The 26,459-nt window shown below is 65.9% G+C and carries 27 protein-coding genes, 1 tRNA gene and 1 pseudogene; 11 read left to right on the forward strand and 18 right to left on the reverse strand.

What is annotated here, in order from left to right; translation table 11 throughout:
* Positions 1-2: 2 nt before the first annotated feature.
* The 7 genes from mdcE to ACIGJG_RS24270 form a co-directional block, all read right to left on the reverse strand.
* Positions 3-824, reverse strand: a complete 822-nt coding sequence (mdcE, locus tag ACIGJG_RS24240; RefSeq protein WP_220630100.1) for a biotin-independent malonate decarboxylase subunit gamma — start codon at positions 822-824, stop codon at positions 3-5.
* Positions 821-1,681 carry a biotin-independent malonate decarboxylase subunit beta gene (locus ACIGJG_RS24245; protein ID WP_011301042.1) on the reverse strand — a complete coding sequence of 287 codons (861 nt, stop codon included), beginning with the start codon at positions 1,679-1,681 and terminating at the stop codon, positions 821-823. Before ACIGJG_RS24245 ends, mdcE begins: the two co-directional genes overlap by 4 nt.
* On the reverse strand, positions 1,678-1,995 hold the full coding sequence (locus ACIGJG_RS24250; protein WP_011301041.1) for a malonate decarboxylase subunit delta: 318 nt from the start codon (positions 1,993-1,995) through the stop codon (positions 1,678-1,680). The genes ACIGJG_RS24245 and ACIGJG_RS24250 overlap by 4 nt, the downstream gene beginning before the upstream one ends.
* Positions 1,976-2,920, reverse strand: a complete 945-nt coding sequence (locus tag ACIGJG_RS24255) for a triphosphoribosyl-dephospho-CoA synthase (RefSeq protein WP_011301040.1) — start codon at positions 2,918-2,920, stop codon at positions 1,976-1,978. The genes ACIGJG_RS24250 and ACIGJG_RS24255 overlap by 20 nt, the downstream gene beginning before the upstream one ends.
* Entirely contained in the window at positions 2,920-4,578 is a 1,659-nt protein-coding gene (gene mdcA / locus ACIGJG_RS24260; RefSeq protein ID WP_011301039.1) for a malonate decarboxylase subunit alpha, read from the reverse strand. The genes ACIGJG_RS24255 and mdcA overlap by 1 nt, the downstream gene beginning before the upstream one ends.
* 105 nt (positions 4,579-4,683) lie before the next feature.
* Complete coding sequence (locus ACIGJG_RS24265; RefSeq protein WP_011301038.1) at positions 4,684-5,604, reverse strand: LysR family transcriptional regulator; 921 nt, start codon at positions 5,602-5,604, stop codon at positions 4,684-4,686.
* 198 nt (positions 5,605-5,802) lie between these two features.
* Positions 5,803-6,201 (reverse strand): hypothetical protein, encoded by a 399-nt coding sequence (locus tag ACIGJG_RS24270; protein ID WP_220630102.1) that lies wholly within the window; start codon positions 6,199-6,201, stop codon positions 5,803-5,805.
* Positions 6,202-6,648: 447 nt separating this feature from the next.
* Between ACIGJG_RS24270 and ACIGJG_RS24275 the strand changes: the two genes are divergently transcribed.
* From ACIGJG_RS24275 to ACIGJG_RS24285, 3 genes are all read left to right on the forward strand, one after another.
* Positions 6,649-7,221 carry a phasin family protein gene (locus tag ACIGJG_RS24275; RefSeq protein WP_220630103.1) on the forward strand — a complete coding sequence of 191 codons (573 nt, stop codon included), beginning with the start codon at positions 6,649-6,651 and terminating at the stop codon, positions 7,219-7,221.
* Positions 7,222-7,730: 509 nt separating this feature from the next.
* A complete protein-coding gene (locus ACIGJG_RS24280) occupies positions 7,731-7,895 on the forward strand; it encodes a hypothetical protein (RefSeq protein WP_166487096.1) in 165 nt (54 codons plus the stop codon).
* A gap of 150 nt (positions 7,896-8,045) precedes the next feature.
* Positions 8,046-8,294 (forward strand): hypothetical protein, encoded by a 249-nt coding sequence (locus tag ACIGJG_RS24285; RefSeq protein WP_011301035.1) that lies wholly within the window; start codon positions 8,046-8,048, stop codon positions 8,292-8,294.
* A 25-nt stretch (positions 8,295-8,319) separates the two neighbouring features.
* Here the strand turns inward: ACIGJG_RS24285 and ACIGJG_RS24290 are convergent, their stop codons facing one another.
* Positions 8,320-8,496, reverse strand: a complete 177-nt coding sequence (locus tag ACIGJG_RS24290; protein WP_166487061.1) for a hypothetical protein — start codon at positions 8,494-8,496, stop codon at positions 8,320-8,322.
* 136 nt (positions 8,497-8,632) lie between these two features.
* On the opposite strand from ACIGJG_RS24290, the gene ACIGJG_RS24295 reads away from it, so the two are divergent.
* On the forward strand, positions 8,633-8,842 hold the full coding sequence (locus tag ACIGJG_RS24295) for a DUF2188 domain-containing protein (protein WP_140953305.1): 210 nt from the start codon (positions 8,633-8,635) through the stop codon (positions 8,840-8,842).
* Between the two features lie 206 nt (positions 8,843-9,048).
* Here ACIGJG_RS24295 and ACIGJG_RS24300 read toward each other — a convergent pair whose 3' ends face one another.
* The 4 genes and pseudogenes from ACIGJG_RS24300 to ACIGJG_RS24315 all read right to left on the reverse strand — a co-directional run.
* Positions 9,049-9,564 carry a DUF4142 domain-containing protein gene (locus ACIGJG_RS24300; protein ID WP_041680274.1) on the reverse strand — a complete coding sequence of 172 codons (516 nt, stop codon included), beginning with the start codon at positions 9,562-9,564 and terminating at the stop codon, positions 9,049-9,051.
* Between the two features lie 198 nt (positions 9,565-9,762).
* Positions 9,763-10,194: a PRC-barrel domain-containing protein gene (locus ACIGJG_RS24305; protein WP_041680273.1), complete on the reverse strand. Its 432-nt coding sequence runs from the start codon at positions 10,192-10,194 to the stop codon at positions 9,763-9,765.
* Between the two features lie 181 nt (positions 10,195-10,375).
* A complete protein-coding gene (locus tag ACIGJG_RS24310; RefSeq protein ID WP_425332965.1) occupies positions 10,376-10,993 on the reverse strand; it encodes an erythromycin esterase family protein in 618 nt (205 codons plus the stop codon).
* Positions 10,962-11,078 (reverse strand): annotated as a pseudogene (locus tag ACIGJG_RS24315) (hypothetical protein); the annotation flags it as partial. The gene ACIGJG_RS24310 and the pseudogene ACIGJG_RS24315, both read right to left, overlap by 32 nt.
* Between ACIGJG_RS24315 and ACIGJG_RS24320 the strand changes: the two are divergent.
* Positions 11,057-11,311 carry a hypothetical protein gene (locus tag ACIGJG_RS24320; RefSeq protein WP_166487095.1) on the forward strand — a complete coding sequence of 85 codons (255 nt, stop codon included), beginning with the start codon at positions 11,057-11,059 and terminating at the stop codon, positions 11,309-11,311. The pseudogene ACIGJG_RS24315 and the gene ACIGJG_RS24320 overlap by 22 nt on opposite strands.
* A gap of 225 nt (positions 11,312-11,536) precedes the next feature.
* Positions 11,537-15,601, forward strand: coding sequence for a CheR family methyltransferase (locus ACIGJG_RS24325; protein WP_220630104.1), 4,065 nt, complete (start codon positions 11,537-11,539; stop codon positions 15,599-15,601).
* A 117-nt stretch (positions 15,602-15,718) separates the two neighbouring features.
* Here the strand turns inward: ACIGJG_RS24325 and ACIGJG_RS24330 are convergent, their stop codons facing one another.
* A complete protein-coding gene (locus tag ACIGJG_RS24330; RefSeq protein WP_011301028.1) occupies positions 15,719-16,279 on the reverse strand; it encodes a hypothetical protein in 561 nt (186 codons plus the stop codon).
* Positions 16,280-16,535: 256 nt separating this feature from the next.
* On the opposite strand from ACIGJG_RS24330, the gene ACIGJG_RS24335 reads away from it, so the two are divergent.
* The 3 genes from ACIGJG_RS24335 to ACIGJG_RS24345 all read left to right on the forward strand — a co-directional run bounded on the left by ACIGJG_RS24335 (position 16,536) and on the right by ACIGJG_RS24345 (position 17,887).
* Positions 16,536-17,066: a recombinase family protein gene (locus ACIGJG_RS24335; protein WP_483673101.1), complete on the forward strand. Its 531-nt coding sequence runs from the start codon at positions 16,536-16,538 to the stop codon at positions 17,064-17,066.
* 174 nt (positions 17,067-17,240) lie between these two features.
* Positions 17,241-17,474: a DUF2795 domain-containing protein gene (locus ACIGJG_RS24340; RefSeq protein ID WP_011301026.1), complete on the forward strand. Its 234-nt coding sequence runs from the start codon at positions 17,241-17,243 to the stop codon at positions 17,472-17,474.
* A gap of 41 nt (positions 17,475-17,515) precedes the next feature.
* Positions 17,516-17,887, forward strand: coding sequence for a hypothetical protein (locus tag ACIGJG_RS24345; protein ID WP_011301025.1), 372 nt, complete (start codon positions 17,516-17,518; stop codon positions 17,885-17,887).
* An 85-nt stretch (positions 17,888-17,972) separates the two neighbouring features.
* On the opposite strand, the gene ACIGJG_RS24350 is transcribed toward ACIGJG_RS24345, so the two are convergent.
* Positions 17,973-18,059 (reverse strand) — tRNA-Leu (locus tag ACIGJG_RS24350).
* Between the two features lie 70 nt (positions 18,060-18,129).
* Complete coding sequence (locus tag ACIGJG_RS24355; protein ID WP_011301024.1) at positions 18,130-18,501, reverse strand: hypothetical protein; 372 nt, start codon at positions 18,499-18,501, stop codon at positions 18,130-18,132.
* Between the two features lie 658 nt (positions 18,502-19,159).
* On the opposite strand from ACIGJG_RS24355, the gene ilvA reads away from it, so the two are divergent.
* A complete protein-coding gene (gene ilvA, locus ACIGJG_RS24360) occupies positions 19,160-20,743 on the forward strand; it encodes a threonine ammonia-lyase, biosynthetic (RefSeq protein WP_483673102.1) in 1,584 nt (527 codons plus the stop codon).
* Between the two features lie 33 nt (positions 20,744-20,776).
* Here ilvA and ACIGJG_RS24365 read toward each other — a convergent pair whose 3' ends face one another.
* Complete coding sequence (locus ACIGJG_RS24365; protein ID WP_140953374.1) at positions 20,777-22,120, reverse strand: tetratricopeptide repeat protein; 1,344 nt, start codon at positions 22,118-22,120, stop codon at positions 20,777-20,779.
* 194 nt (positions 22,121-22,314) lie between these two features.
* Here ACIGJG_RS24365 and ACIGJG_RS24370 point away from each other — a divergent pair, with 194 nt between their 5' ends.
* Positions 22,315-22,755 carry an FKBP-type peptidyl-prolyl cis-trans isomerase gene (locus ACIGJG_RS24370; protein WP_011301021.1) on the forward strand — a complete coding sequence of 147 codons (441 nt, stop codon included), beginning with the start codon at positions 22,315-22,317 and terminating at the stop codon, positions 22,753-22,755.
* Positions 22,756-22,773: 18 nt separating this feature from the next.
* Here ACIGJG_RS24370 and ACIGJG_RS24375 read toward each other — a convergent pair whose 3' ends face one another.
* Both ACIGJG_RS24375 and hpnN read right to left on the reverse strand, forming a co-directional pair.
* On the reverse strand, positions 22,774-23,607 hold the full coding sequence (locus ACIGJG_RS24375) for an MlaA family lipoprotein (RefSeq protein WP_011301020.1): 834 nt from the start codon (positions 23,605-23,607) through the stop codon (positions 22,774-22,776).
* 63 nt (positions 23,608-23,670) lie between these two features.
* Positions 23,671-26,304, reverse strand: coding sequence for a hopanoid transporter HpnN (gene hpnN, locus ACIGJG_RS24380; RefSeq protein WP_483673104.1), 2,634 nt, complete (start codon positions 26,302-26,304; stop codon positions 23,671-23,673).
* Between the last annotated feature and the right edge of the window lie 155 nt (positions 26,305-26,459).

Below are 26,459 nucleotides of genomic sequence, written 5' to 3' on the forward strand. Positions count from 1 at the left end.
ATTCACGCCTGCCATTGCCGCAGCAGGCAATCGCGCACCTGACGCGACGCCTCACGGTTCTCGCCGTTGCGCCGACCCGACAAGTCGGGCGCACCATCGCGGCGGATATCCGCCAGCGCGGCCAGGATCGTGTCGCGAGCCAGGTGGATATCCGTGGGTTCGGGGACATCGGCCGAGGCCACGTCGATCAGCCGCCACAGGATGCCGAGCGTCGCGAAATTACCGATGTCATACGCCATCGGCGGCACGGTGGCGGCCAGCGCCTCGAGGTCCTCGACGGTGCGCATGGTGATGCGCGCTGCGGCGTCCTTGCCCATCGCATGCACGAGCACGCCGCTGTCGCGCAGCGCGATGATGCGGTTGGCCTGGTAGCCGTGCGCGAGAAACGCGCCCGACATGGCCTTGCCGACGATCAGCGCCACGACCGGATGCCCGGCAAGACGCGCTTCGGCATACGCGGCAGCAGCGGCAGCGAGCGACTGGTGAATGCCCAGCGCTTCTTCGCGACGTCCATAAGCCTGGCTCGGCGTATCCACCACCGCGACGATGGCGCGTTTGACTGCGGCATCGCGATCGGCCTCGACCACTTCACGCACGGCCTGCGCGAGCGACCATCCTTCTATCAGTCCGACCTCGCCGTTGCGAGCGCGCGGAAAGCGGCTATCCGCATCGGGCACCACGGCAATCCAGCGGACCAGTGTGCCGGCCAACTCGCCGTCTGCGACGGTCACGGACTTTGGAAACCCTTCGCGGTATTGCGCCGTGGGCGCCAGTGCGCGCAGCCAGCGAGCGCCGCGGCTCATGTCCTTGTCTGTGGCGTTCATGCGTCAGTCTCCCGATGGAAGTGGCCAAACAGGCGCTGCACTTCGGCCGGTGTGGGCTGTGTGCCGGCATCGTAGTCCTGCAGCACGGACAGCACCTCGCGGTAGCGCTCGCTGCGATGCGTGGCCGACACCGGCACGCGCAGTTCGCTCGCGACCGCGTCGCGCAGCGCGACGCAGTCGTCGGCCACGTACACCTCAGCGAAGCCCGTGGCGGCACGCTGCGCGCCGCCGGTGAAGCTCCAGATAAACGGGCGGTCGCGCGAATCGTATTCCGCGATACCAGCCTCCTGTTCGATCACGGCGGGTCCGTTCAGGCCAAGCCGGCCTTCCTGCGTCATGACCAGCGACGTGCACAACCCGGCCGCGATCGACATGCCGCCAAAGCAACCGACCTGCCCCGCGATCACCCCGACTACCGGCTGGTAGCGCCGCAGGTCGACGATGGCAGCGTGAATATCGGCGATGGCCGCCAGGCCAAGGTTAGCTTCCTGCAGCCGCACCCCGCCGGTTTCGAGCAGCAGCACCGCGCGCGTCGGCACGCCGCGCCGGTTGTCGTCGGCGGCAAGCTCCAGCGCACCGGCGATCTTCGCGCCGCCGACTTCGCCAAGGCTGCCGCCCTGGAAGGCGCCTTCAATGGCGAGCACCACGACCGGCTGCCCGTCGATGCGCCCCTTCGCGACAATCACGCCGTCGTCACTCTGCGGCACGATGCCCTGGCGCGCGAGCCATGGGGACTGCAGGCCGTCGAACGGCCCCGCCAGTTCGCGGAACGTGCTGGTGTCCAGCAGCAAGCGGGCCCGTTCCCGCGCACCGAGTTCGATGAAGCTGTTGCGGGCGAGCAAGGATGCGGTATTCATGTGCGCTCCTGTTGTCCGTGTGCGTCGAGCGCCTCGAACGCTTCGGCCAGCCGCATGCCGACCACGCCCGGCGTAGCGCCGAAATCGTGGATGCGGATCTGCATGGCGGCACGCGTCTCTGCGGCGAAGACGCGCGACAGCTGCGCGTCCCAGACGCGGGCATAGCCATTGACGGAGGTCGTGACGTCTACCGTCGTTACGCCGCTGGTGCCGGGTTCGACCATCACTTCGAGATCGCCTGATCCCACCACACCGACCAGTACGCGCGTCGCGGCAGGCACTCCCGCCGGATATTCAAAACGCAGTTGTTCCATGGAAGTCTCCAAAATTTTTCCCGGTCGCGGATGCCTGAGACAGCCTGTCGAGGAAGATCGTCGCGGCCAGCAGGTCTGCGGCGCCGCCCGGCGATGCGCGCCGGGCCAGCATGCCGGCGTCGAGCTCGCGCAGCGCGCGCCGGCCCGCAACGGTGCCTGTGCCGCCCGCCGCCAGCACCGCATGCGCGCCGGCCTGCATATAGGCAAGGCCGGCGCGGCCCGACCGGGCCAGCACGCAGGTGTCGTCAAGCGTGCTCATCAGTGCGAGCAGTGCATTGAGGCGCGCAACGCATTCGCTGTCGCCGCGCATGCGGCTGTGCTGCAGCACCGGCAACGCGCGCCGCATGACGTGTGGAAAGCCCGCGTGTGCCTGCGCGCGCGCGCCGCCTACGCCATAGGCCAGACAGGCCAGCTCGCCCTTGTTGCCGGTTACCGCGGGCCGGTGCCGATCGGTGAGCCGCGCGATGGCGCCCGCCGCGTGGCTGACCGCGTTTGCGGTGGCACGTTTCCCGGCCGCATCAAGCTGCGCTGCCGCGCCAACCAGCAGCCCGAGGCACCAGATCGCGCCGCGATGCGTATTGACGCCACCCGTCGCAGCGAACATCGCGGTTTCCGCCTCGCGGCCAAGCGCGCCAAGCCGCTCGCGCAGCGCATAGCCGACGCGCGTTGCGCGCTGGCCCGCCACGGCCATCGCAGCGAACGACGGGCCCAGCGCATGCGCGGAACGCAGCATTAGCGACAGGGTCAGGTCGGCATGCGCGCCGCTGCCACGGCTGTCGACCAGGCCTGGCTTTGGCGACAAGCGCGCTTCGTGGATGATGGCGTCGACCGCGAGGCTGGCCAGCGCGTGGGCATTGGCCGACGGTGTTTCGTTCAACAGAGCCGTATCTTCAGCCCAAATGATTCTTGCCGCTGCGGCGCCCATCACCAGCTCCGGAAGCGGGCCGGCGGTGCGTACAGCCCACCGGACCACTCGACAAGATCCGCCATGCTCTTGGCCGCCAGCAGGCTGCGCGTGGCCTGGCTGCGCTGCACGCCAAGGTCTTCGGGCAGCGCGATCAGACCGTCGCTGCGCATGCGGCGCGTCTGTGCCGGGTCGTGCTTCAGGCCGATCGGCGTCACGCCGGCCACTGCGGCAATCATCCTGCGCCGCTCTTCGAGCGATTGCGCCTTGTACAGGTAGGCAATGCCTTCCTCGGTCAGCACGTGCGTGACGTCGTCGCCGTAGATCATGACCGGCGCAAGCGGCATGCCGCTTGCGCGTGCGACGTCCACGGCATCCATCGATTCGACGAAGGTGGGCTTGCCACCGGCCTGGAAGGTCTCGACCATCTGCACGACGAGCTTGCGGCCCCGCGCGAGCGGGTCATCGGTTTCGATCAGGTCCAGCCATGCCGGCGTGGGATGGCGGCGGCCGCCGGGGTTGTGGCCCATATTCGGTGCGCCGCCGAAGCCTGACAGACGGCCGCGCGTGACCGTGGACGAATGCCCGTCGCCGTCGATCTGCAGTGTCGAGCCGATGAACAGGTCCACCGCATATTGCCCGGCAAGCTGGCAGAACGCGCGGTTCGAACGCATCGAGCCATCCGCGCCCGTGAAGAAGATGTCGGGGCGGGCGGCGACGTACGGCTCCATGCCCAGTTCGCTGCCGAAGCTGTGCACGCTTTCGACCCAGCCGGTTTCAATGGCCGGGATCAGCGTCGGATGCGGGTTCAGGGTCCAGTACTTGCAGATCTTGCCCTTCAGGCCCAGCGACTCGGCATAGGTCGGCAGGATTAGTTCGATCGCCGCCGTGTTGAAGCCGATGCCGTGGTTCAGCGACTGCACCTGGTGGCGTTCGTAGATGCCGCGGATCGCCATCATTGCCATCAGCACGTGCACGGGCTTGATCAGGCGCGGGTCGCGCGTGAACAGTGGCTCGCAGAAGAACGGCTGATCGGCCTGCACCACGTAGTCGACCCACGAACCCGGCACATCGACGCGCGGCAGGTCGGCCGGGTCGTCGACAATCTCGTTGACCTGCGCGATCACGAGGCCGTCGCGGAACGCCGCGGCTTCCACGAGGGCGGGCGTGTCTTCGGTGCTCGGGCCGGTGTACAGGTTGCCGTCGCGGTCGGCCTTGTAGCCGGCAATCAGCACGACGTTGGGCACCAGATCGACGTACAGCCGCGCGTACAGCTCGATGTAGGTGTGGATCGCGCCGACTTCGAGCAGACCGTCTTCGAGGAACTGCGAGATCCGGATGCTCTGTGCTCCTGCGTAGGAGAAGTCGAGCTTGCGGGCGATGCCGCGCTCGAACAGGTCCAGGTGCTCGACCCGGCTGACGCTCGGGATGATCATGTGCAGTCCGTTCACGCGCTGCGGGCTGACCTGCGCGAGAGAGCGGGACAGGAAATCGGCCTGCTTCTGGTTATTGCCTTCGACCACCACGCGGTCGCCCGGGAGCAGCACGGCCTCCAGGAAGGGCACGATATCGCCGGTCGGTATGCGCTTGCCCTGCGCGATGGCGGCGCCTTGCTGCTTGCGCCGCGCCTTGGCTTCTCTGCGGGTGTTCCACTGCCGCCCCGGGGTGGTGCTGGTCATCGTGTCTCCGGCTATGGTCTGTCTGATGGCCTTCACCATAAACAGCGTGAGAGCACGGAACAATCACACGGTCGGCAGGATCGTTACGCTTGGCGAAAGCGAGGCTTACTTTTCGGCTTGCCGCATCGCCATGCGGCACACGGCCGCCAGCGCAAGCAGGTTGGGATCGCGTTCGCGCCGGCGCAGGAAGCTCAGGCCAATGGTCTGCCGGATATTGTCGTAGTCGGACGTAAGCGGCACGAATGCCACATTGCGCGAATGCACGGCCTTCACGCGGCCCGGCAGCAGTGTGTAGCCGACGCCGCCGCCGACAAGGTTCATCAGCGAGAAGATGTCGCCGACCTTCATGACCAGGTTCGGCTGGAAATCCGCAATCTTGAACGCCTCCGCGAAGCCGCGGGAGGTGGCGAATCCCTCGCTCAGCGACACGAACGGCTCGTCCTGGCAGGCGCGCAGGTCGACGGCCGGCATCGCCGCGTAGGGCGAGTCGGCCGGCGCGGCGAAGAATATCTCGTCCTCGAACAGCGGGATCGATTCAATCTCGGGGTCCGGCTCGGGCGTCGCCATCAGCGTGGCGTCGATCGAGCCCTGCTTGAGCATCTGCAGCAAGTCCGCGTTCGAGCCCAGCACCAGTTCCGTCTGCAGGTCCGGGCGCCTCGCCTTCAGGCCGATCACGATCTGCGGCACGGTGTGCGCCGTCAGCGAATACAGCGAGCCGATCTTGAGATGGTCCGCCAGGTAACCGGCGGCCTCGCGCGTGGCGCGGATGCCGTCGGCCATGGCCTTGAGCACCTCGCGCGCCGCGTCAGCCAGCACATGGGCCGCGTCGGTCGGGATCAGGTTGCGGCCTTCATGCCGGAACAGCGCGCAGCTCGTGCCCTCTTCGAGCGAGTGCAACGCGCGGTGCACGCTGACCGTACTGGTGTCCAGGATCTCGGCGGCCTTGGCCAGGTTGCCGGATTCCATGAACGCCAGCAGTGCTTCGAGCTTGCGGAAGGTGATCTCTTCGCCGATGCGGATTCTCATTGGGGGCAATGGTGGAAACGAGGGCCCCCTATCTTAGCCGCGCGGCGGTCACAGCACGACAAAGACAAACCAGAGCACCACCGGGGCAATGAGGGAGATAGACCATGAGCTTGCGGAAGAACGCCTGCCGGTCCACGCCGAATCGGGGACTGTCACGGAGAGCCGGGCGCCGTGGGATCGTACGCCCGGCCGGGCAGGTCAGGCGACGCTGCCGTCCGTGTAGACATCGACCATGCGCGACGGCTCGCCCGACACGCCGCAGCGGTCCATGCCGGCCAGTGAGCCCTCGCTGTACACGTCAAAACCGCGCGACGGCTCGCTGGACACACCACGGCGGTCCATGCCGGACAGTTTGCGTGTGTCCTCGATGTCACGCGTGGCGGGGGCGACATCGCGCGCGCCATCTGTGTACGGGTCATAGCGGCCCACGCGGGCGCCGTTGCCGTAGACGTCGCGTGCGTCGGTGCGGAAATTGTAGCCATACTTGTCGCCGGGAAACGGACTGTCGCGCGGGTCGGTGGCATGGGCAGCGCCGGCAACGAACGCGGCGGCAAAAACGGCAGAAGCGAGGATCGTAGAGGCGAGTTTGCGGGTCATGTCGTAACTCCTTGTATGGAAAGGGAAGAGGGCAGAACGTGACGGGCGTTCTCTCCCTTTTACGCACGCCGCATGCCAGTGGATGTGGTGGGAAAAATGTGGCTGGGTTGGCGCTAAAACGCGGGGAAAGTGACGTCGCTGCACCTGCAATGGTGGGTATGGGCCAACACGTGGTCTCGGCGCTACCGCGACGATCCAACACTCCGGACGGTGACCTTGCGCGCAGTAGGTAGGACGCGGCGGAGCACGCGCATGGGTCAAAGTCAACCGCGGGCGCCGATTCGCGTGTGTCCGGAAACCCCGCTTTGTGGAATCGAACTCGTGCTATCCCTGGCCGCCGATCTTCACTAGTCTCGTTCTTTCCGAGACATGGAGCCGACCTGTGCCGGCCCTTCGTCAGCCCGACCCCCACGTTAGGCGCGGGGGATCAACCCCAAGGAGATGAGCATGCCCGAAGTCAATCTTCAACCCATGTATGCAGCACAGGCGGCAGCCATGGATATCGTGTTTGGCATGACGACCAAGACCCTGGATGCTTATCAGCGGCTCACCGAGCTGAGCATGCAGACCATGAAGGCGACGCTTGCCGACAACCAGGAAACCGTGCGGCAGGCGTTTGCGGCAAAGAGCCCGCAAGAGTTCTTCGCGCTGCAGGTAACGGCGGTAGAGCCAGCGGCCGAAAAGGCACGGGCATTCTTCCAGCAGGTGCAGGAAATCGCCGCGACCACACGCGAGGAATTCCAGAAGGTTGCGGCCGCTCAGTACGAAACCAACAAGCAGACCGTCCAGCAAATATTTGAAAAGCTCGCCCAGAACGTGCCGGCGGGATCCGAAGGGGCGTTCAGTGCCTGGCAGGCTGCGATGACGTCCGGTGCGTCGTTGTGCGAATCGATGCAGCAGTCGACGAAGCAAGCGATCGAGTTGGCGGAGACCCAGGTGGCCAATGCGGCCGCGGCGGCGGCTGCGGGGCATAAGGGTGGGGGGCAATCTGCGGGGAGGGTGGTGGTGGCCAAGAGGTGAATGGAATCTGCATGACGCAATGCCGTTCAGTTAAGGCCCTAAGACGTGCCTGTCATTCCCGCGCAGGCGGGAATCCAGCGTCTTTCACGTCCCCTTCGGGAATAAAGTCACTGGGTCCCCGCCTGCGCGGGAACGACAGTGGCTAACCGAAAGGCATTAGCCTGGATGAGGCGGCGTTTGTCGTTCTTGGCATGCGCCGCAGAGTTTGCTGGGAGGGACTTAGCGCTCGTGGCAGGCGCCGCTGTTTCGCCAGCGCCAGGACCAAAAAAAGCCCACTCATACGAGCGGGCAACCATCGGGAATCGACGCTCGGCGGCCAGACGCCGGGCACATCTGAAGCATATGTCGGAAAAACATCCCCACACCTGTCCGGAACGGTGCCGTTCCGGACATAAAGAACCCGCTGACGATTCCCCTTTGTTTTCATAGCATCCAGTCAACAGCTGAAAAATCCGCGTGCCGCCATGACTCCAGGAAGATTCCGTGAGCTTGTCATTTTGGACCGCTACATGAGTGAACTTAAGGCCGAAATCAATCTGCAGCAGCAGCGCGCTGCGCGGCTGACCGATGCTGCCGAATCGCTGAAGGTTGCCGAGACGGTGGCAAGCCTGGAGCGCGCGTTGGCGGCACTTGAGGTTCGCCTGAATTCGACGCGGCTGAGTAAGGCATCGTAGGGAGCACCGTGCACCACCTGACCATGTGGTCCACGATGCCGCGGCGTGGCGCTACGGACGCGCTGGACGCGGCGCGACGGAATTTCCGCGACGAATTGCTGCTTTACCAGACTATCGCCATAGGCCGATAACGGGGCGCGGAGAGTCGACATGAGTTCGTTGGAGCTATGGTGCATTGCGCTCGCCGCAACGGGCCTCCTGCTGCTGGCGCGCGTTTATGCCATTTACCGGATACGGGCCACATTCATGGCCGACCCCCGCCTGCGTGAAGTCTTGTACGGCCGCTTGCCCGGCTACGACGAAATGGCCTTCGCGCCGTGGCACTGGACGCGGTGGACCATCGGCGCATGGCGCTCCTTTGCGCTGAACTCAGGCGTGGCGGAAAAAACTCAGGTCTGAGCGCACTGTCCTGCGCCATGCCGGCTCAGGCCCGGTTCTCGCGTGCGGAAGCCACCTTGTCCGAAGTGCCCGGCTCTGCCATGCCGCGGTGCTGTTCCGCCAGAAAATCCGCTGGCGTCACCAGTGCGATCGCTGCGCGCAGCTTGTTCTGCCAGCCGGTGATGACTTCGCCCTTGCAAAACGGCCGACAACGCGATGGCACGGACAATGCTCCGAAATGGTCAGCTTATGAAACCGGTAGCGGACAGGCGCGCAGCCACCTGCTGACATATGCGACATATGGACAGTTCCTGCCGTGCCAGACAGACCGGAGCCGGTTTCGCCTCGAGGAGTGAATCATGGCGGACGGTGTCGTAAAGGTAATCCCGGTAAGAGGCATGCTGTGGGCAGTGGCCATGACGGCCAATGGCAAGACGACGAAGAGCGAAACCTTCGCATGCCGCAGCGCCGCGATCGCAGCTGGGGTCAAGCTTGCGCTGCAAAACGAGTCCGTATTGCTGATCCAGGGCCTCGGCGACGAATGCGCCGGGAACGAAACCCTCCAGTAGTCCACGCCTTCCTGCCTGCATCCGGACGATCGCCGCGTCACGGCGGCATCCGGCACCGAAGCTTGCCTTTCTCCTCGGCGCTAGCGCATTGCCTGCCCACTGAAGACTGACCTGGACAAGTCGAAGGCGGCGACGGCATGATGCCGCGCGGTTTCCGCGGGTCGTCTGACAACGGAAACCGCGCGGCAGTGCGGGGTGTATGCGACCTACTTGGTCTTCGCGGCCAGGTTGCGCGCCATGTCCAGGTGGTGTTCCAGCGTTGGCAGCGTTTTCGACGCGAACGATTTGACGTCGGTGTCGCTCGCGGTCTGCGAGGCGCCACGGAACAGGTCGACGGCCTGCATATGCGCCTGCACGCCCACCGTGTCGGCGTAGCGGCGGTCGAACGCGGCACCGCTGAGCCCCTTGAGCGCTTCAAGCGTGGCGCGGTCCGAGGCGTCCGGTGCGCTCGGCAATGTCACGTTCTTGCGGCTGGCAAGCTGCTTGAGCTCATTGGCCGCGGCTTCGTGGTCTTTCACCATCTGCGCGGCAAAATCCTTCACGGCGCTGTCACTGGCCTTCTGCTGGGCCAGCTTGCTGGCCTCGATTTCCATGGTGCCGGCCTGCGCGGCCTTCTTCATGAAATCGGTATCGGAAGCAGAGGGGGCGGCATAGGCGGCAGGCACGAGCACAGAGGCCAGGGCGATGGCGATCAGGTGTTTGGGAAAGCGGGTAAGGGTCACGGGGAGTCTCCTGTTGTGGCCGCGGGCGGGATGCGAAGCCTGTGCAAGCTTCGTGCCGCGCACCGTGGCGCACCGTATGGCGCCCAGGCTCCCGTACGCCGGGTGGTCCGGTGATGTACATCTTGCAAGCGTCATCACCAGGAATGCACGCCCGGGCAGCCGTCGGTGGAACGGCTGCCCGGTTCGGATGCCAGGTCCTCAGAGAACCGGCGAAGAGCCTACCCAGTACGGCTCGCGTTCATAGTATCGGTGCACGTCGGTGCCCCATTGCGCGTCTGCCATGCTTGGCCAGCTGTCCTTGTTGAACCCCGGCGAATTCTTGATGCGGTCGGCGGTCAGGCCAATGCGGAAACACTTCGCGTCGGTGTCCATCACCAGTGCGCTCCACGGAATCGCGTGCAGCGTATCGCCCATGCCGAGGAAGCCGCCGGTGGTGAGCACCGCGTAGGCCACGCGGCCGCGCGGGACGTCGATCATGATCTCCTTGATTTCGCCGACGTGCTGGTCGTCGGAGGAGTAGACCTTGGTGTCATCAAGGCTCGACGCCGCCATGACTTCCGGGCCCGGGCCTTCGCCGACGCCGCCGCCCACGATGGCAGCGCCTTGATTCGAGTTGAGGTTGCGATCCATTTGCAGTCTCCGATCGGTTGCGGGTCCCCTCGTGGAGCAACCCGCATGCCCGGTCGCCGCGTGTCGCGGGGGAACGCAGCGACGCGGCATGCGCGGGCGCCGCCCTGCGCAACGTGCGGAAGAAACTACAACTGTCGGTAATGAGGTTGCAGACGCCACAAATGTTGCAGAGGTCGCGTCGTCACAGGCCGAACGGATAGGTATCTGGCATGTCGCCGGCCGAGGCCGTCTGCGGCGGCGCACCGAGCGGATGCACCGCGGTGGTCGTGTCCAGCCAGAGCCATCCGACGAACTGGCGCGGCAGCACGGCGTGCATGTAGTGGCTCTGCAGTTCGGTTTCGGGCTGGTAGATCACGCCGATGAAGCGTTCACGCAGCGGTTGCAGCAGGGCCTCGCGCAGGGTGGCGCCGGTGCCCGCGACGCCGTCGCGCAGGTCAACGAACGCGCGCGGCAGTCCTGCCGCGTGGGCCATATGCTCATAACTGTCGGTGCGGGCCGGCAAGACTTGCTTGACCTGCATTGGGCCGTCCCAGCGCGATGCGGCGGCCACCGTGCCCGTATAGGTATCGAGGCCGATCAGCGCGGCGCGGTTGCCCATGGCCTCGCGGCACAGCTGACCGAGGTTGAGCTGGTTGTGCTCGGCGCCCATGACCGTTGCCGACGCATCGCCGATATGGGAGTTGTGCGCCCACACCACGGCCCGGCACTTCGGCCCCCACGCCTCCAGCAGGCGTGCCGTAGTGGTCGATGGCGGCGGCGTCGGGCCAGTCCGCCTCGACCGCGACCACGGTGAAGCCATGCTCGGCAATGAGTCGCTGCGTCAGCCTTGCCCGCGCCCGGTAGAACTCGGCCGTCCCGTGCGATGCTTCGCCGAGCACCACCACGCTGGCGTTGGCATAGCGGTCAACTGGCGCCGGGCGGCACCCTGATCGCCCCGGTCGGCACGCGTGCGCGCCAGGAACTCGTGCGCATCACGCGCGACGCGCACGGGCAGATCTCGCGCGAGGAACTTGGGGCCGTTGCGTTCGATAGCGCCGGAAGGGGGTCGGGAGTCCATACTAATCCTTGCGCGGAGGCGTTCTGGCCGATGAAGCGCCTGCCGTTGCTGCGGCAATAGGTCGAAAACGGCAGCGGACGCTGTTCGAGGCGCTAGAGTGCACGACAGATTCCATGTGTGCCACGCAAGATTCGTGACAACACCGGCGCTGCCGGCAACTGCAGGCAGGGAATATCAAGTGATGACATACCGGTATGCCCGTACCGCCGCATTCCATTGTCCTGGCAAGGAGGTTGCGTAGTAACATCTTTGTCTTACTCTGATCTTCAGAATGCAAGCACCACGATGGCTCCATCCCGAGTGAAATCGCTCCCTAGTCAACTCACTTTTCCCGTCGTCGGCATTGGTGCGTCCGCCGGTGGGATTGAAGCGCTCAAGACGTTTTTCGAGACGTTGCCGGGGCGTACCGGCGCCGCCTATGTGATCGTCGTGCATCTCGCGCCCGATCATGCCAGCCACCTGGCGGAAGTGCTCAGCGCGGTTACCTCCATGCCGGTGACGCAGGTGACCGAAGTCACCACCATCGAGGCGAACCATGTCTACGTGATTGCGCCGTCCATGACGCTGTCGATGGTGGACAGCTGCCTCAGGGTCGAACCCGAAGCCGGGCGCGATACGCACCGCGCGGCTATCGACCTGTTCTTCCGGTCGCTGGCCGAGGCGCACCGCGAACGCGCGGCCGCCATTGTGCTGTCCGGGGCGGGCGCGGACGGTTCGGTCGGCATTACGCGCGTGAAGGAGCTGGGCGGCATCGTGCTTGCCCAGCAGCCGGAAGAGGCCGCGTTTTCGAGCATGCCGCGCGCGGCGGTCAGTACCGGCCAGGTCGACATCGTCCTGCCGGTGCCCGAGATGCCGCAGAAGCTGATGGAGCTGTGGTCGAACGCGAACCGCATCCACCTGCCGTCGGACGACGAAGCGGCCGGCAGCCTGGCGGGTACGGCCGATACCGAGCACATCCTGCGCGAGATCATGGTGATCCTGCGCACACGTACCTCGCATGACTTCCGCCAGTACAAGCGCGCGACGGTCCTGCGCCGCATCGAACGGCGCATGCAGGTGAACGGACTCAGCGAGCTGTCCGAGTACCGTGATTTCCTGCATGGGCACCCCGAGGAAACGCCGCTGCTGCTGCAGGACATGCTGATCAGCGTGACCAACTTCTTCCGCGACCGCGAGGCATTCGACGCGCTGCGCAATGAAGTGCTCCCGCAGATCATCGAAAACCGGCGTACGGAAGGCGACCCCATCCGCGTCTGGAGCGCGGGCTGCGCGACCGGTGAAGAGGCGTACTCCATCGCCATGTTGCTGCAGGAGGCCACCGGTAACACGGCGGAAGCCGTGCAATATCAGGTGTTCGCGACGGATATCGACGAGCGCGCGATTGCCCACGCACGCGCAGGGCTGTATCCCGAGTCGATCCTCGCCGACGTCGACGCCGGGCGCGTGCGCCAGTTCATGACGCGCGACGCCGGCCACTACCGCGTCAAGAAGGAACTTCGCGAACACGTCCTGTTCGCGTTGCACAACGTGCTGCGCGACCCGCCGTTCTCGCGGCTCGACATGGTGTGCTGCCGCAACCTGCCGATCTACCTCGACCGCGAGGCGCAGCTCGACGTGCTGCGCACCTTCCATTTCGCATTGCGTCCGGGCGGCATCCTGTTTCTGGGCGGCTCGGAGGCCGCGGACAGCGTCGGCAACCTGTTCAGCGTGGTCGACAAGAAGGCCCGCATCTACCGGGCCAACGTTGCGGTACGCGTGGAAGCGCCCACGCCCCATGCGCCAACCGCCATTGCATCCAGCCTGCCGATGACAATCACGCCGCAACTGGGCCGCCGCAAGTTCTCGTTTGGCGACCTGCACCAGCGCGTGATCGAACAGCATGCGCCGCCCAGCGTGCTGGTCAGCCGCGATTCCGATATCGTCCATCTGTCGGACCGTGCCGGGCGCTTCCTGCAATATGTGGGCGGCGAGCCGTCGCATAACATCATCGCAACGGTGCGTCCCGAACTGCGCCTGGAGTTGCGCACGGCAATATTCCAGGCGCTGCAGACCAACCACAGCGTGGAGGCGCGCCGCGTCCAGCTTGAGCGCGACGGCCGGCGTTTCTTCGTGAACATGATTGCGCGGCCCGTCCATGACGTGGAGGCCAATGCGGACTTTGTGCTGATCCTGTTCGACGAGGTCGAGGACAGCATGGCGGAGGCCGATGCGGCTGCCGTGAGACCCCAGCGCGACCCGATGGTCAGCCAGCTCGAAGGCGAGCTGCAGCGTACCAAGGAGCAGCTGCAGGCCACCATTGAGCAGTCGGAGACGTCGACGGAAGAGCTCAAGGCTTCGAACGAGGAGTTGCAGGCCATCAACGAGGAACTGCGCTCGGCCACGGAAGAGCTGGAAACCAGCAAGGAAGAGCTGCAATCGATCAACGAAGAACTCACGACGGTCAATGCGGAGCTCAAGTCGAAGGTCGAAGAGACCGGCAAGATCAACGACGACCTGCAGAACCTGATCACGGCGAACGACATCGGTACGATCTTTGTCGACCGCAATATTCGCATCAAGCGCTATACGCCGAGGGCTACGGACGTGTTCAGCATCATCCCGTCGGATATCGGCCGCTCGCTGCTCGACATCACGCATCGGCTGGAATACGACAAGCTGTCGGACGACGCCGCCGAGGCGTTCGATTCGCTGCGGCTGATCGAGCGCGAAGTACGCAGCAGCGATGGCCGCTGGTACCTGGCCCGGTTGCTGCCGTACCGGACCACTGAAGACCGCATCGATGGCGCCGTGCTGTCGTTCATCGATATCACGTCGCGGCGCGCCGCGGAGGAACGGCTGCGCGACGGCGAGCTGCGCATGCGCATCGTGGCCGAAAGCACGCGCGACTACGCCATCATCACGTTTGACGACGACGGCGGCGTGACGAGCTGGAACGTCGGTGCACACCGGATATTCGGTTATGACGAGTCCGAAATGCTTGGCAGGACGGCCGACGTCCTGTTCACGCCCGAGGACCGCGAACAACGCGTACCGGCGGAGGAAATGGCACAGGCGCGCAAGTACGGGCGCGTCGAGGAAGACCGCTGGCACCTGCGCAAGGACGGCACCCGCTTCCGTTCGAGTGGCGTGCTATCGCGGCTGGATACCGCCGGCATCAGCGGTTACGCGAAGATCGCGCGCGACCTTGACGAAGTGCTGCCGCAAGGCGCGCCGCGCAACGACCCGACCTGGCGGCAGGACGACGATCACATGCGGCGCGACGAGTTCCTGGCGGTGGTGTCGCACGAACTCAAGCATCCGCTGAACCTGATCAGCGCGAGCAGCGAGCTGATCGCGCGCTCGGCCGAGGCGCGGCGCAATCCGGTCATTGCGCGGGCGACCGCGACGATCCGGCGTACCGTGCAGAACCAGGCTCAGATTATCGACGACCTGCTCGACATGTCGCGCATGCGTACCGGCAAACTGTCGCTCACGCGGGACCCGATCGACTGGCGCGAAGTCGTCCAGCGCGTGTGCGACGCCGTGAAGGAAGATGCGGCGAGCAAGAATCTGACGCTGCATTGCAATCTGTCCGGGACACCGGTCTGGATCAACGCCGATGTCACCCGCATCGAGCAGGTGGTCTGGAACCTGATCAGCAATGCGCTGAAGTTCACGCGCGAGGGCGACGAGATCCGCGTCACGCTCGAGAACGAGGGCGATCGTGCCAGGCTGGTGGTCAAGGACAGCGGCCATGGCATCGACGCGCAGGTGCTGCCCCATATCTTCGACATGTTCCGCCAGGGCGCCAATGCGCGCGGGCGGCAGAGCGGCCTGGGAATCGGCCTGTCGCTGGTCAAGGAGATCGTGACGCTGCATGGCGGCACGGTTTCCGCGAGTTCCCCGGGACTCGGCCATGGCGCGACCTTCACTGTCGAGTTGCCGTCGGGCTCCGACTCGCGCATTGATGACACCGAGCCGCCGGTGACGCCGTCACTGCTGCGCGGCTTGCGCGTCATGCTCGTGGACGACGATGCGCCGACGGTCGAGACGTTCCGGATGCTGCTCGAATCCGAAGGCGCTGCGGTGCAGGTCGCCACGGATGCCGAGGTGGCGCTCGCGGAGATGGCGGCGAGCCCGCCGGACCTGTTGCTGTCCGACCTCGGCATGCCGGGCATGGACGGCTTCGAGTTGCTGCGCGCCGCACGCAAGCTGCCAGGCCTGGAAGGGTTGAGGGCGGTGGCCCTCAGTGGCTACGGGCAGCAGCGCGACATCGACGCGGCCCAGGAGGCGGGATTCGACGCGCACGTGTCCAAGCCCATCGTGCTGGACACGCTGCTTACGACGCTGATGCAGCTTCGCAAGGACTGACACTGTCGAGCGCCAGGCCCTGGTCCTTGTCTGGGCCAGGCGCCTGGCGCCTGGCGCCTGGCGCCGGACGGTGTCGTTGCCTTGTTGTCGTGTCACTCTCACACACCGTTGCCGCAATTACCGGCTGCGCGATCGCACTCGCGACGCCGCGGCGACCTGCTGGCGCAAGCGGTTGCGCTGCTTGCGCAGCGACGCCACGGTGTGGCACAGAGTGTGCAACAGCATCTCAGTGAACTCGGTGGGCAGGCCGTCGGCGCGGAGTTGGCGCGCGAACCGGATCTGGCGGCGCAGGTTGCTGCGGACCTCCCAGATATGCCGTTCGATGTCGAGCAATTGCCGGCTTGCGCAGTCGGCAGCCGCGGAATTGCGCGGCCGGGCTTTGCGCAACAGCACCGTGGCATCTCCGTCGGCGGAAGACGTCGCCTCGGCAGGCTCCTCGGGGTTCTCGGGCTCGGTTGGCTCCGCGGGCACCGAGTCGGTATGCATGTCGATCCAGCTTTTCGCCCACGCAAGCCCCTGGGCTTGCGCGCGTTCGCGGGTCCGGTAGAACCCCAGTGCGCCCGACTCGACCAGCACGGCGCCGGCACGTACCACGCAACCGGTCGCCTGCCAGGTGTCGTCGGACAGCAATGTGGCGGAACCTTCGACGGTATGGTCGTAGTATTGTTGGGTCGTCATCGGCACTTTATCCTGTCTCCGGTGGAGGCCGCGCCGCATGCGTGTGTGCAACCGGCCGTAGTATTTATTTTCCATGTCTTCAGGGAGATGGTAAGAAAGGTTGCCTGTCGCTGATATGTCAACGCGCTGTCGAGAATGTAGTTATTTCGGACAACTATGGTGCCGTGCCGCCGGCCTGCGGCGAGGAGATGGAATGCCGACTACGTATCTTTATACGAATCAGGCAGGGAGCCTCAGCGAATTCGAGCAGGAATGCATGGCGCTGGATGCCGCCGGGTATGTCATCAACATCGGCAATGCCTGGTGGGAGCGCTCATCGGTGATGGGGCCGGCGATGCAGCGGCCCGCTTTCCAGCAAATGTCGCGGCGGCTTCGCGCGGGCGACACTATCGTTACCGCCACGCTGGCGAGCCTGGGCTGCAACCTGCGCGATGTCATCGCCACGCTGCAGCGTTGCCGGTCGCTGGGGGTGCGGGTGCATTGCGCGGAAGTTGGCGATGAGAACCTGGCCGCGGCGAGTTCGGTGACCATGCGGACCTTGTATGCCGTCGACAATCTCGAGCGGCAAGGTCGCAGTGCCCGCATGAAGCAGAGCGCGCAAGAGGCCGTCGGCCGCGGTGCCCGGCTCGGCCGCAAGCCTTTGCTCGAACCCGACATGCACGAGGAAATCCGCGCGGCGATCCGTGTCGGAACATCGATCAGCGAGCTTGCGCGCACGCTGCGCGTGTCGCGCCAGACGATCATGCGGATCCGTGATGGTTGCCCGGAACGCACCGAAGGGTTTTGAAATCCACGCACATACCGGTGCAATTTCTTTCGTCATGACGGCGCGCTGCGCTGGCGAGGACGGGCTGCATCGCCGCGCCGATGCCCATGCCGGCATGGGCTTTGCGTTCCGTCGTCCATGTACCCGGCCTGACGCGGGCAGCATTCCGCAAGGGCAGAATCCATGGAGGCAATCATGTCGGAACGCGATAAAGGCAAAGACGAGTCTGCTCGCAACAGGCCCAGCCCGATTGCGCTGCAAAAGGCTTTGAAGGGCGTCGACTACCCTGCCACGCGCGGCGCGCTGGTGTCGGCCGCGCGCGAAAGCGGCGCGGATGACGAGATCGTAGATGCGCTGGAGGCCATTCCCGAGAAGCGTTATGAAGACCCGGCGCAGGTGTCGGAGGCCGTGGCCCATCGCCGCGAATGAGGTTGCGCGCGCCCGTTCCAACCACAGAGCAAGGAGCCACTATGCGTTATGCCGGAATCGCGGCGATCGCCGCCATGGCGTTGTGCTGCGGCACAGGCGCCCTCGCGCAGGGAGCGGGAAACCGCGCCGACTATGGTTCTAAGGACAGCAGGATCATCGGTCCCATGGCGCCGGGCAGCGCGCCCGAGGCAACGCGCAAGGGTGCGGATAATCCCGGCGGGCTCGGCAAGGGGCTGAACGACACGCCGCAGGAGCCTGCGACCGGCGCAGGCCTGCCTGGCAAGCCGCATGGGCGGCCAGCGTCCGAATCCGCGGGCAAGGCGCCGTCAACGGGGTTGCACGGCAGTCCGCGCAAAGGCACCGGCGGGGCCAAAATCAACCAGGTCAGTCCGCCCGACGAGAAGGCGCGGTAGCGATCGGGGGTAGCGAGCCGAACGCATCGGACGCACCAATGAAAAAAGGCTTGCCGAAGCAAGCCTTTTTCAAACTTCCAAATCTTGGTGCCCAGGAGAGGACTCGAACCTCCACAGTGTTGCCACCGCTAGGACCTGAACCTAGTGCGTCTACCAATTCCGCCACCTGGGCAAGTGAGCTGCGCATTGTATCAAAGGATCTGGAAAATGCAAGCGGAGCCTCGCATTTATCGATCGTGGCGCTAGGGTTGCCCCTGCAGCAGGTACTCCTGAAGCTGCGAAAGCTCCGTGGCGATCCCGCCTGGAAAGCCCTGGCGCCCGCCGCGCTTGTCGATCAGCAGGTCTTCCAGATAGGCGCGGATCGCAGTGGGATGCGGCCACAACGCAGCGAGCTGGTTGCCGATGCGCGGATAGCGCCGACACAGTTCCATGGGCCGGGCTTCAGGCGGCAGCGACATGAGCCAGCGCATCGCCGTGATGTTCAGCGCCAGCGAGTCGGGCGGTACGGGCCGCCGCAACGTGGGCCAGTCCGGTTCGACCTGCGTGGGCGGCGCGCCGTCTAGGATTTGTTTCGCTTCCTCGACGGAAACAAATTCGAATGATATGGGTTCCATGCCGGTCGGAAATACGGTGCGGGGCAAAAGCAGGCGAAAGCCCGCGTCATACAGTTACGGCCTTTCCGGCAATTTCTTGATGCCGCACGTTCCGCGGCAACTTGTAGCGACTCTCGGCAACTCCATACTCTCTGCCCAATCGCGTCGTCGCAATATTCGGGTTTGTGCCAGCTAGCCCCGGCGAGGACGTTGGAGTCTACTGGAACCGCGCACAAGACGTGGCTGGATGAAAGATCGGGCTGCAGTGCAGGCCCATCGCAATCCGGTCGGACTTAGATCCCTACGGAGACTACACCATGGTGACCAAGCAGGAAGACGCCTTCATTGTGAAGAACCTCATCGCGCTGGCAGCAGTGGAAACGATCGGCGCAGCGATTGCGCTGGGCCTGGTCTTCAACGTTATTACCTGAGTCTCCTGCCGGCCCGCGCCACCTGACGCGGGCCACATCCATTGTCAATCAGAAGATTGACAAATCGCCCAAGGTCCGACAAGCTTTCGTCCATGGACCGCCGTCACAACGACATCGCGCTGATTATTATCACCATTCCTGGAATGGTGGGTTAGCGCGCGTCCTCAGATCAGTTACCGCAAAACCCGCCCTGAGGCGGGTTTTTTGTTTCCGTCTCCTGGGCACACATTCAGCACAGGAGCGCCGCCATGCCGGCACAAGCCGCCGATCTTGCCACCGAATATCGCGATGTCCATGCGCCGGACGTTGCCGACCAGAACAGTTACCTCAGGCGCATCCTGAATGCGCGAGTCTACGACGTCGCGCGCGAGACCGAGCTCGAGCTGGCGCGCAACCTGTCCGCGCGCACCGGCAACGCAATCTGGCTCAAGCGCGAGGACAACCAGCCGGTGTTCTCGTTCAAGATCCGCGGCGCCTACAACAAGATGGCCAATCTGGATGCGCAGGCACTGCAGCGCGGCGTGATCACTGCATCGGCGGGAAACCACGCGCAGGGCGTGGCGCTGTCGGCACGGCACCTTGGCGTGCGCGCGGTGATTGTGGTGCCGACGACGGCGCCGCAGGTCAAGGTCGATGCCGTGCGTGCGCATGGCGGCCCCACGGTCGAAGTGGTCCAGGCCGGTGCGTCCTATACCGATGCCTGGCGCCACGCAATGCATCTGCAGCAGCAGCTTGGCCTGACCTTCATCCCGGCCTTCGACGATCCCGACGTGATCGCGGGCCAGGGCACCGTGGGCGCGGAGATCCTGGCGCGCCATCGCGCGCCGCTCGACGCCATTTTCGTGCCTATCGGGGGCGGCAGCCTTGCTGCGGGCATCGCCACGTACGTGAAGGCAGTGCGCCCCGAAATCCGCGTGATCGGCGTGCAGACGCAGGACTCATGCGCGATGGCGCAGTCGCTGCGCGCGGGACGGCGCGTGGAACTCGGCGATGTGGGCCTGTTCTCGGATGGCACCGCGGTGAAGCTGGTCGGCGAGGAAACCTTCCGTCTATGCCGGGCGTATCTCGATGATGTCATGACGGTCAGCACGGATGCCGTGTGCGCCGCCATCAAGGATGTGTTCGAGGACACGCGCAGCGTGCTCGAACCCGCCGGTGCGCTGGCCGTTGCCGCCGCCAAGCAATACGCGCAACAGCATGGCCTGCAGGGCCGGACGCTGGTGGCGGTGACGTCGGGCGCCAACGTCAACTTCGAGCGCATGCGCTTCGTCGCCGAGCGCGCGGAAATTGGCGATGCGCGCGAAGCCGTGTTCGCGGTGACGATGCCCGAGGCGCGCGGCACTTTCCTGCGCTTCTGCGATCTCGCCGGCAGCCGCAGCATCACAGAGTTCAGCTACCGCATTGCCGATGCGCAAACCGCGCACGTGTTTGTCGGCATGCGCGTGCGGGATCGTACCGAGGCTGCGCAGATTGCCGGCACCTTCAGCGCGCAAGGCTTTGCCACGGTCAACCTGACCGGCGACGAACTGGCCAAGCAGCACCTGCGGCATATGGTGGGCGGCCGCTCCGTACTCGCTGGCGGCGAGAGACTGTTCCGCTTTGCATTCCCCGAGCGGCCCGGCGCGTTGATGACCTTTCTGCGCGCGCTGCCGGCCGACTGGAACATCAGCCTCTTCCATTACCGCAATGATGGCGGTGACGCTGCGTCTGTGCTTGTCGGCATCCAGATGCCCGAGGCGGCTGCACAGCGCAGCGACGCGGTGCTGGCCGCGCTCGGCTACCCGTACTGGGAGGAAAGCGCCAATCCGGCCTATCGCCTGTTCCTGGCATAGGCCGGCAGCGCACGGATTCGCCGTCGAACTTTCTCAGTGCCTGACCGCGCCCCGGCCGCAGTCGTCGGCGCGATGCATCAGGCGGCGCAGGCTCGGGTTCATCGGCTTCAGCGCCGCGCGCTCGGCGCACAGGGCCTGGGCGAGATTCGCGCGCCCGCCACGCAGCGCGGCTTCGATGAGCGTCAGGTTGATGACGTCGCGCTGCGCATGGCTGCCGCCAAAGCGGTTCGCGATCAGGCGCGCCGGCATCAGCAGGTCGATGGCCGTGGCGTAGTCACCGTCCTCGAAGGCGATCAAGGCATCGGCTACCGGCACGCCGACCTCGCGCGACATCATGGCGTTCGTCCCCGTACCGGCTGCGGCGCCGGACAGGGCTGCGCGCAGTTCCGCCGCCGTGTCGGGCTGGCCGGCGCCCAGGCTGGCCATGATCGCGTGGACATCGTTGAAGGCGTAGTAGCCGGCAGCGCCACGCCCCTGCCAGTCGCTGGCAAGCGGCTGCCAGCGCGCACCCGCATCCACGCCGCGCAGGTGCAGGCGCCACAGCAGCGCCGAGGCGTCGACGAGGTCCAGTGCAATCGCCGGGGCGGGGCGGCACATGTTTTCGTCATAGAGCGCGAGCACCGCATCGGTATCGCCTTGTTCCAGTTCGAACAGCGCCAGATGCCACCAGTTGTGCACGGCCAGCATGTTGTCGTCGGCCCAGTCCTCGCGGCGACTGCCGAGCCAGCCGATGCCTTCGTCGAGCCGGCCCTGCATTTCCATGACATGCGCCACGGCGTGGATGGCCCACGGATCGCGCGGGTTCAGGTCCAGCGCACTGCGGCCGCGGTCTTCGGCACGTTCGTAGAACTGGGTTTCCTCGAGGCCGAACGCATGCATGCCGAGCAGGAAGCTGAACCCCGGCATCTCCGCATCCCAGTGCGGCAGCACGCGGGCAATGCGGTCGCGCAGCATGCTGGACTGCCCCAGCAGGAAGTCGCCAATATGCGCGACTTGCACGGCAAGCAGATCGCGCGGGTAATCGATGGCGATGTCGCCGTAGAGCGCAATGGCGCGCGTGAATGAACGGTCCAGCCACGCGCGGGCCGCAGCGATATGGCGGCGCTCGCGGTCATTGGCGCCGGCGTGCAGCGCCTCGCCGGCCTCGACGCTTTCGCGCAGCATCGGCTCTGCCGTGCCGTCGCCTGACGTCACCATCAGTCCCGCACGCAGCGCGTGGCCCATGGCGAAGTCGGGTGCTTCGGCCAGCGCTTCATCGATGGCGGCAAGCGGGTCGCCGTAGTAGCCGTTGAGCAGGTGCAGCGCCGCGTCGAACTGTTCCAGCGAGCGGGCGTTGCCGGTCGACACTTCCAGGCCGCGGGAATCGACTGTTGCCATGGCTTCCTCCGTGCATGTGGAACCAATCGTAGGCCGGCATTCGCAGGATGCAACGTACCGCGCCGGGAATGCCGCGCCGACGCCGCATGCGCGCGCAGCCGGTGCACCCTGCGCCGCTGGAGCATGCGTCGGAGGGTCGGAGCGTCGGTTACACTGCCCGCTCTTTCCACTACGCCGTTGCAATCGGATTTCCCATGAAACGCATCGCCCTGCTTTTCAGCGCCATGACCTTCGCCTGCGCCGCCATGGCGGCCGCTCCGGGTGCCTCGGCACCGGCCGCATCGGCCCCTGCGGCCGCCGCGCAGACGCTGCCTTCCGGCATGACGATCCAGCATCTGGTCAAGGGCACCGGGCCGTCGCCGAAGGCAACCGATACGGTCCAGGTCCACTACCGCGGCACGCTGGCCGACGGTACCGAATTCGACAGCTCGTACAAGCGTGGCCAGCCGATCTCGTTCCCGCTGAACCGCGTGATTCCCTGCTGGACCGAAGGCGTGCAGACCATGCAGGTGGGCGGCAAGGCCAGGCTGACCTGCCCGGCGGCTACCGCCTACGGTGCGCGCGGTGTGCCGGGCACCATCCCGCCGAACGCCACGCTGACGTTCGAGGTGGTGCTGCTCGGCATCGGCGGCTGAGTGTTTGGCCGCCGAGTCCTATTGCTGCGGTGTCCCGGAGGCGGGCGCCGCAGGCAGCGCAGGCTCCGCGGCCGGTCCGGATGCCGGTGCCGGCGCTGACGATGGCATGGCGGCACCTTCCGTTTCCTCGTCGTCGCCGTAGTCCGGCAGCTTGCTGCTGCCGCCATCCAGCAGGTAGCGTCGCCGCTGCACGTAGGCGTCACGCACGAACGCATACTTGTCCAGCGCCGCCAGCGAGAGCAGGTCGGTTGCGCCGAGCAGGTTGGTGCGCACGTCCACCACGTTCATGGCAAACAGCGAATTGCGCCAGGCCGGATCCATATAGGTGGTCGGGTCGAGCTGGAAATTCACGTACAAGCCCACGCCATCCCGGAACGAGCTCGGGCCGAAGAAAGGCAGCACCAGATAGGGCCCGGACGGCACGCCCCACGTACCCAGCGTCAGCCCGAAGTCCTGTGAATGCTTCTGCAGGCCGGCTGGCGTGGCAATGTCGATCAGCCCGCCGATCCCGAGCACCGAATTGATCGCCACGCGCATCAGGCTTTCGGCCGCATCCACGCCCTTGCCTTGCAGCAGGTTGTTGGCGAAGTTGCCTACGTCCGCAATGTTCGAATAGAAATTGGTCACCGCGGTGCGCACGGGCTGCGGCGTGACTGCCTTGTAGCCCTTGGCGACGGGCGCGGCTACGTACTGGTCCAGTTTGTCGTTGACCTTGAAGACCACGCGGTTCATCGGTTCGAGCGGGTCGTCGGGATTGGCCTGCGGGCCCGTGGCGCAGCCGGCCGCGAGCAGCGGAACGAACGCCAGGAAAGCCAGCCGTGCGGGCTGGCGCGCAATTCGGGGGAGCAACATGATGCAGCGGTCGATTCGAGGTTGTTATCGCTATTCGGGGAGGGCCTGACGGCGAGTGGGCGACTACTCCGTAGCGCTCCCCGGATGCCGGTGCGCGCTTTGGCGCGGCCGGCCCATCAGGATAGGCTGGAAGAACACGGCGCCCACCAGCGTGCACACCAGCGCCAGCGCCAGCAGCTTGCCCATGCTCGCGGTGCCGGGATGCTGCGACAGCCACAGGCTGCCGAATGCCGTGGCGGTGGTGGCGGCGCTGTAGAGCACCGCATGCGTGAGGCTCGACTGCAGTAGCTTGGTCTTGCCCTGGCGCCACGCGATCACGTAGTAGATCTTGAACGCCACGCCGATGCCCAGCAGCAGCGGCAGCGCGATCACGTTGGCGAAGTTCAGCGCAATGCCAAACGCCGCGCACAGCTCCAGCGTGACGATGGCTGACACCAGCAACGGCACCAGCGTGCGCAGCACGTCGCCAAAGCGGCGCAGCGCAATCCACAGCAGGATGGTGATGGATAGCACGGCCCAGGCACCGGCTTGCGCGAAGGCGCCCATGATCGTGTCGGCCGAGCCGCGGATCGCAATCGGGCCACCCGTTGCATTGGGCTCCACGCGCAGTACGGCGTCCATGAACAGATTGAGCGCGGCTTCTCGTTCGATGCCCTCGTGCTGCGGCAGCCGGGGCGTGATGCTGACGAGCGCGCGGCCGTCGGGGGTGAGCCAGTCGCGCACGATCGCGGGCGGCAGCGTTTGCTGCGTGACGGGCCGCGGCTCCAGCATCAGGCGCAGGCGGCCCAGCGCCAAGCGCAGCGGCAGGGCGATGGCCAGTTCGGCGCGGTCGCGCGTGGCGGCATCCGCGTCGGCGAGCCGTTTCAGCACCTTGGCCAGCCGCGCTGCCTGGGCCGCGCCGGTTTCGGGATGTTCGTCGGCCGCGATGGCGAGCTGGCGCGAGGCATTGCGCAGCGCATTGACGCGCGCCATGTCGGTGGCAGGAGAGGCAGTCTGCTGCGTGAGCACGGGCATCAGCGCCGTGCGGGCGGTTTCGATGGCTGCGAGCTTGGCGGGCTGGTCCTCGGGGACGAATGTCTGCAACGTGACGACGCGCGCCACTTCGGGGAGCGGCGAGACGCGCGCAGCAATATCCTTGGCAGCTGCCAGCGACGGTGCCAGCACGGTGACATCGTCGGTGCCTGCCTCGGGCGCATCCTTGAGCGCGAGCAGCGTAGCCATCGATTCCGAATGCGGATCCTTGAGATGCAGCGGATCGAAGTCGAAGCGCAGGCGCAGCAGCACCGGTGATCCGAGGAGGATCGCCGCGCAGGTGAGCAGCAGCACCGGCCTGCGGTTGCGCTCGAAGAACGCATCGGCGGGCGCCAGCCAGGCAAAGCCGGGTGCCTCGGCTTCGCCGCGCGGCTGCATGACCTGGATCAGCGCGGGCAGCATCGTGAAGGTCGTGAGGAACGCCACCATCATGCCGACACCGGCAATCTGCCCAAGCTCTGCCACGCCGCGGAAATCGGTGGGCAGGAAACAAAAGAATGCGGCGGCAGTTGCCGCGGCCGCCAGCGTCAATGGCATCGCGGTGCCCTGCGCGGCATGTTCCAGCGCTTCGGCGATATGGCCACGGTCATGGCGCTCGGCGCGATAGCGCACCCCGAACTGGATGCCGAAGTCGACGCCTAGTCCGACGAACAGCACCGCGAAGGCCACGGAGATCATATTGAGCGCACCGACCATGGCGAGGCCCAGCGCCGCCGTGATCAGCAAGCCCGTGAGCAGGCTGGCCAGCACGGCCAGAATCAGCCGCTTCGAACGCAAGGCCATCCACAGGATCAGCACGACGACCAGCACCGTGAGCAGGCCATTGAGTGCGGCGCCTTCGCTGACGGAGGCGAACTCGTCGTCGGCCAGCGGCTGCGGCCCGGTCAGGCGCACGCTGGCCTGGTATCGCTGCGACAGTTTCAGGTCCGCGGCCGTGGCGCGGATGGCGTCGGCCGCGGCGGCGCCTGCCTGCAGGTCGCTGTAGTCGAGCACGGGGCTGACCGCGATGAAGCTGAAGACGCGGCCTTCCTTGTCGGGCTTCTGGCTGTCGTCGAGCAGGGCCGCCCATGACATGGCGGCCGGCTTGCCGGCCAGCACCTGTTCGAGCGCGCCGGCGCTGGCGCCGAGCAAGGTGTCCATATCGGCCAGCTTGACCTGGCCCATCGTCAGCGGCAGGCTCAGCATGCTCGATAGCGTGTCGGAGAGCCCGCGCAGGGTAGGGTCGTGCGCAAGCTGGTTGAGCAGCGGGCGCGCCTGGACGAGCTGTTGGGTAACCTGACCGACTTCCTCGGTGCGCGCGAACAGCAAGCCGTTGCGGGAGAAGAAATCGCCTGCGCCGGGCTGGCTGACCGAGTGGAAATGCTCGGGGTGCTTGCGCAGCGCGTCGGCCAGTTCATTGGCGGCGGCATCGGCCAGTTCCGACGCCGGCGCCTGCACCACGGCCAGGATCATCTGCCCGCGTTGCGGAAAGGCCTCGCCGATGGCCGCATCGCGCCTGGCCCACGGCGCATCGGATTCGAGCAGCCGGTTGATGTCCGTAGTGATGGCGAAGTGTCGTGCCACATAGACGCCGCTGGCAGCGGTGAGCAGCAGGGCCGCCACGATCACCAGCCAGGCGCGGGTCGTGGCGAGCCTGACGAGGCGGGTCAGCAGCGAAGTCAGCATGGAGTGCTCGGGACAGGGCTCGAGCCGCGAGTATACCGGCTGGCGCCCGATTGCCGCGCTGGCGTGGCGCATGCGACGCAGCCGGCTGGCCAACCCCGTTCCGCTATACTGGCCCGGCATCCCGGGCGCCCGGCGAGACGGGGCCCCTGGTCTCT

Source organism: Cupriavidus sp. C1SS-2L (genome assembly GCF_057073735.1).

What these genes read in the sequence shown, in the direction of transcription:
- mdcE (WP_220630100.1), bottom strand. Translation starts at nt 824, where the DNA reads ATGAACGCCACAGACAAGGACATGAGCCGCGGCGCTCGCTGGCTGCGC.
- ACIGJG_RS24245 (WP_011301042.1), bottom strand. Translation starts at nt 1,681, where the DNA reads ATGAATACCGCATCCTTGCTCGCCCGCAACAGCTTCATCGAACTCGGT.
- ACIGJG_RS24250 (WP_011301041.1), bottom strand. Translation starts at nt 1,995, where the DNA reads ATGGAACAACTGCGTTTTGAATATCCGGCGGGAGTGCCTGCCGCGACG.
- ACIGJG_RS24255 (WP_011301040.1), bottom strand. Translation starts at nt 2,920, where the DNA reads ATGGGCGCCGCAGCGGCAAGAATCATTTGGGCTGAAGATACGGCTCTG.
- mdcA (WP_011301039.1), bottom strand. Translation starts at nt 4,578, where the DNA reads ATGACCAGCACCACCCCGGGGCGGCAGTGGAACACCCGCAGAGAAGCC.
- ACIGJG_RS24265 (WP_011301038.1), bottom strand. Translation starts at nt 5,604, where the DNA reads ATGAGAATCCGCATCGGCGAAGAGATCACCTTCCGCAAGCTCGAAGCA.
- ACIGJG_RS24270 (WP_220630102.1), bottom strand. Translation starts at nt 6,201, where the DNA reads ATGACCCGCAAACTCGCCTCTACGATCCTCGCTTCTGCCGTTTTTGCC.
- ACIGJG_RS24275 (WP_220630103.1), top strand. Translation starts at nt 6,649, where the DNA reads ATGCCCGAAGTCAATCTTCAACCCATGTATGCAGCACAGGCGGCAGCC.
- ACIGJG_RS24280 (WP_166487096.1), top strand. Translation starts at nt 7,731, where the DNA reads ATGAGTGAACTTAAGGCCGAAATCAATCTGCAGCAGCAGCGCGCTGCG.
- ACIGJG_RS24285 (WP_011301035.1), top strand. Translation starts at nt 8,046, where the DNA reads ATGAGTTCGTTGGAGCTATGGTGCATTGCGCTCGCCGCAACGGGCCTC.
- ACIGJG_RS24295 (WP_140953305.1), top strand. Translation starts at nt 8,633, where the DNA reads ATGGCGGACGGTGTCGTAAAGGTAATCCCGGTAAGAGGCATGCTGTGG.
- ACIGJG_RS24305 (WP_041680273.1), bottom strand. Translation starts at nt 10,194, where the DNA reads ATGGATCGCAACCTCAACTCGAATCAAGGCGCTGCCATCGTGGGCGGC.
- ACIGJG_RS24310 (WP_425332965.1), bottom strand. Translation starts at nt 10,993, where the DNA reads ATGGCTTCACCGTGGTCGCGGTCGAGGCGGACTGGCCCGACGCCGCCG.
- ACIGJG_RS24320 (WP_166487095.1), top strand. Translation starts at nt 11,057, where the DNA reads ATGCTTCGCCGAGCACCACCACGCTGGCGTTGGCATAGCGGTCAACTG.
- ACIGJG_RS24325 (WP_220630104.1), top strand. Translation starts at nt 11,537, where the DNA reads ATGGCTCCATCCCGAGTGAAATCGCTCCCTAGTCAACTCACTTTTCCC.
- ACIGJG_RS24330 (WP_011301028.1), bottom strand. Translation starts at nt 16,279, where the DNA reads ATGACGACCCAACAATACTACGACCATACCGTCGAAGGTTCCGCCACA.
- ACIGJG_RS24335 (WP_483673101.1), top strand. Translation starts at nt 16,536, where the DNA reads ATGGCGCTGGATGCCGCCGGGTATGTCATCAACATCGGCAATGCCTGG.
- ACIGJG_RS24340 (WP_011301026.1), top strand. Translation starts at nt 17,241, where the DNA reads ATGTCGGAACGCGATAAAGGCAAAGACGAGTCTGCTCGCAACAGGCCC.
- ACIGJG_RS24345 (WP_011301025.1), top strand. Translation starts at nt 17,516, where the DNA reads ATGCGTTATGCCGGAATCGCGGCGATCGCCGCCATGGCGTTGTGCTGC.
- ACIGJG_RS24355 (WP_011301024.1), bottom strand. Translation starts at nt 18,501, where the DNA reads ATGGAACCCATATCATTCGAATTTGTTTCCGTCGAGGAAGCGAAACAA.
- ilvA (WP_483673102.1), top strand. Translation starts at nt 19,160, where the DNA reads ATGCCGGCACAAGCCGCCGATCTTGCCACCGAATATCGCGATGTCCAT.
- ACIGJG_RS24365 (WP_140953374.1), bottom strand. Translation starts at nt 22,120, where the DNA reads ATGGCAACAGTCGATTCCCGCGGCCTGGAAGTGTCGACCGGCAACGCC.
- ACIGJG_RS24370 (WP_011301021.1), top strand. Translation starts at nt 22,315, where the DNA reads ATGAAACGCATCGCCCTGCTTTTCAGCGCCATGACCTTCGCCTGCGCC.
- ACIGJG_RS24375 (WP_011301020.1), bottom strand. Translation starts at nt 23,607, where the DNA reads ATGTTGCTCCCCCGAATTGCGCGCCAGCCCGCACGGCTGGCTTTCCTG.
- hpnN (WP_483673104.1), bottom strand. Translation starts at nt 26,304, where the DNA reads ATGCTGACTTCGCTGCTGACCCGCCTCGTCAGGCTCGCCACGACCCGC.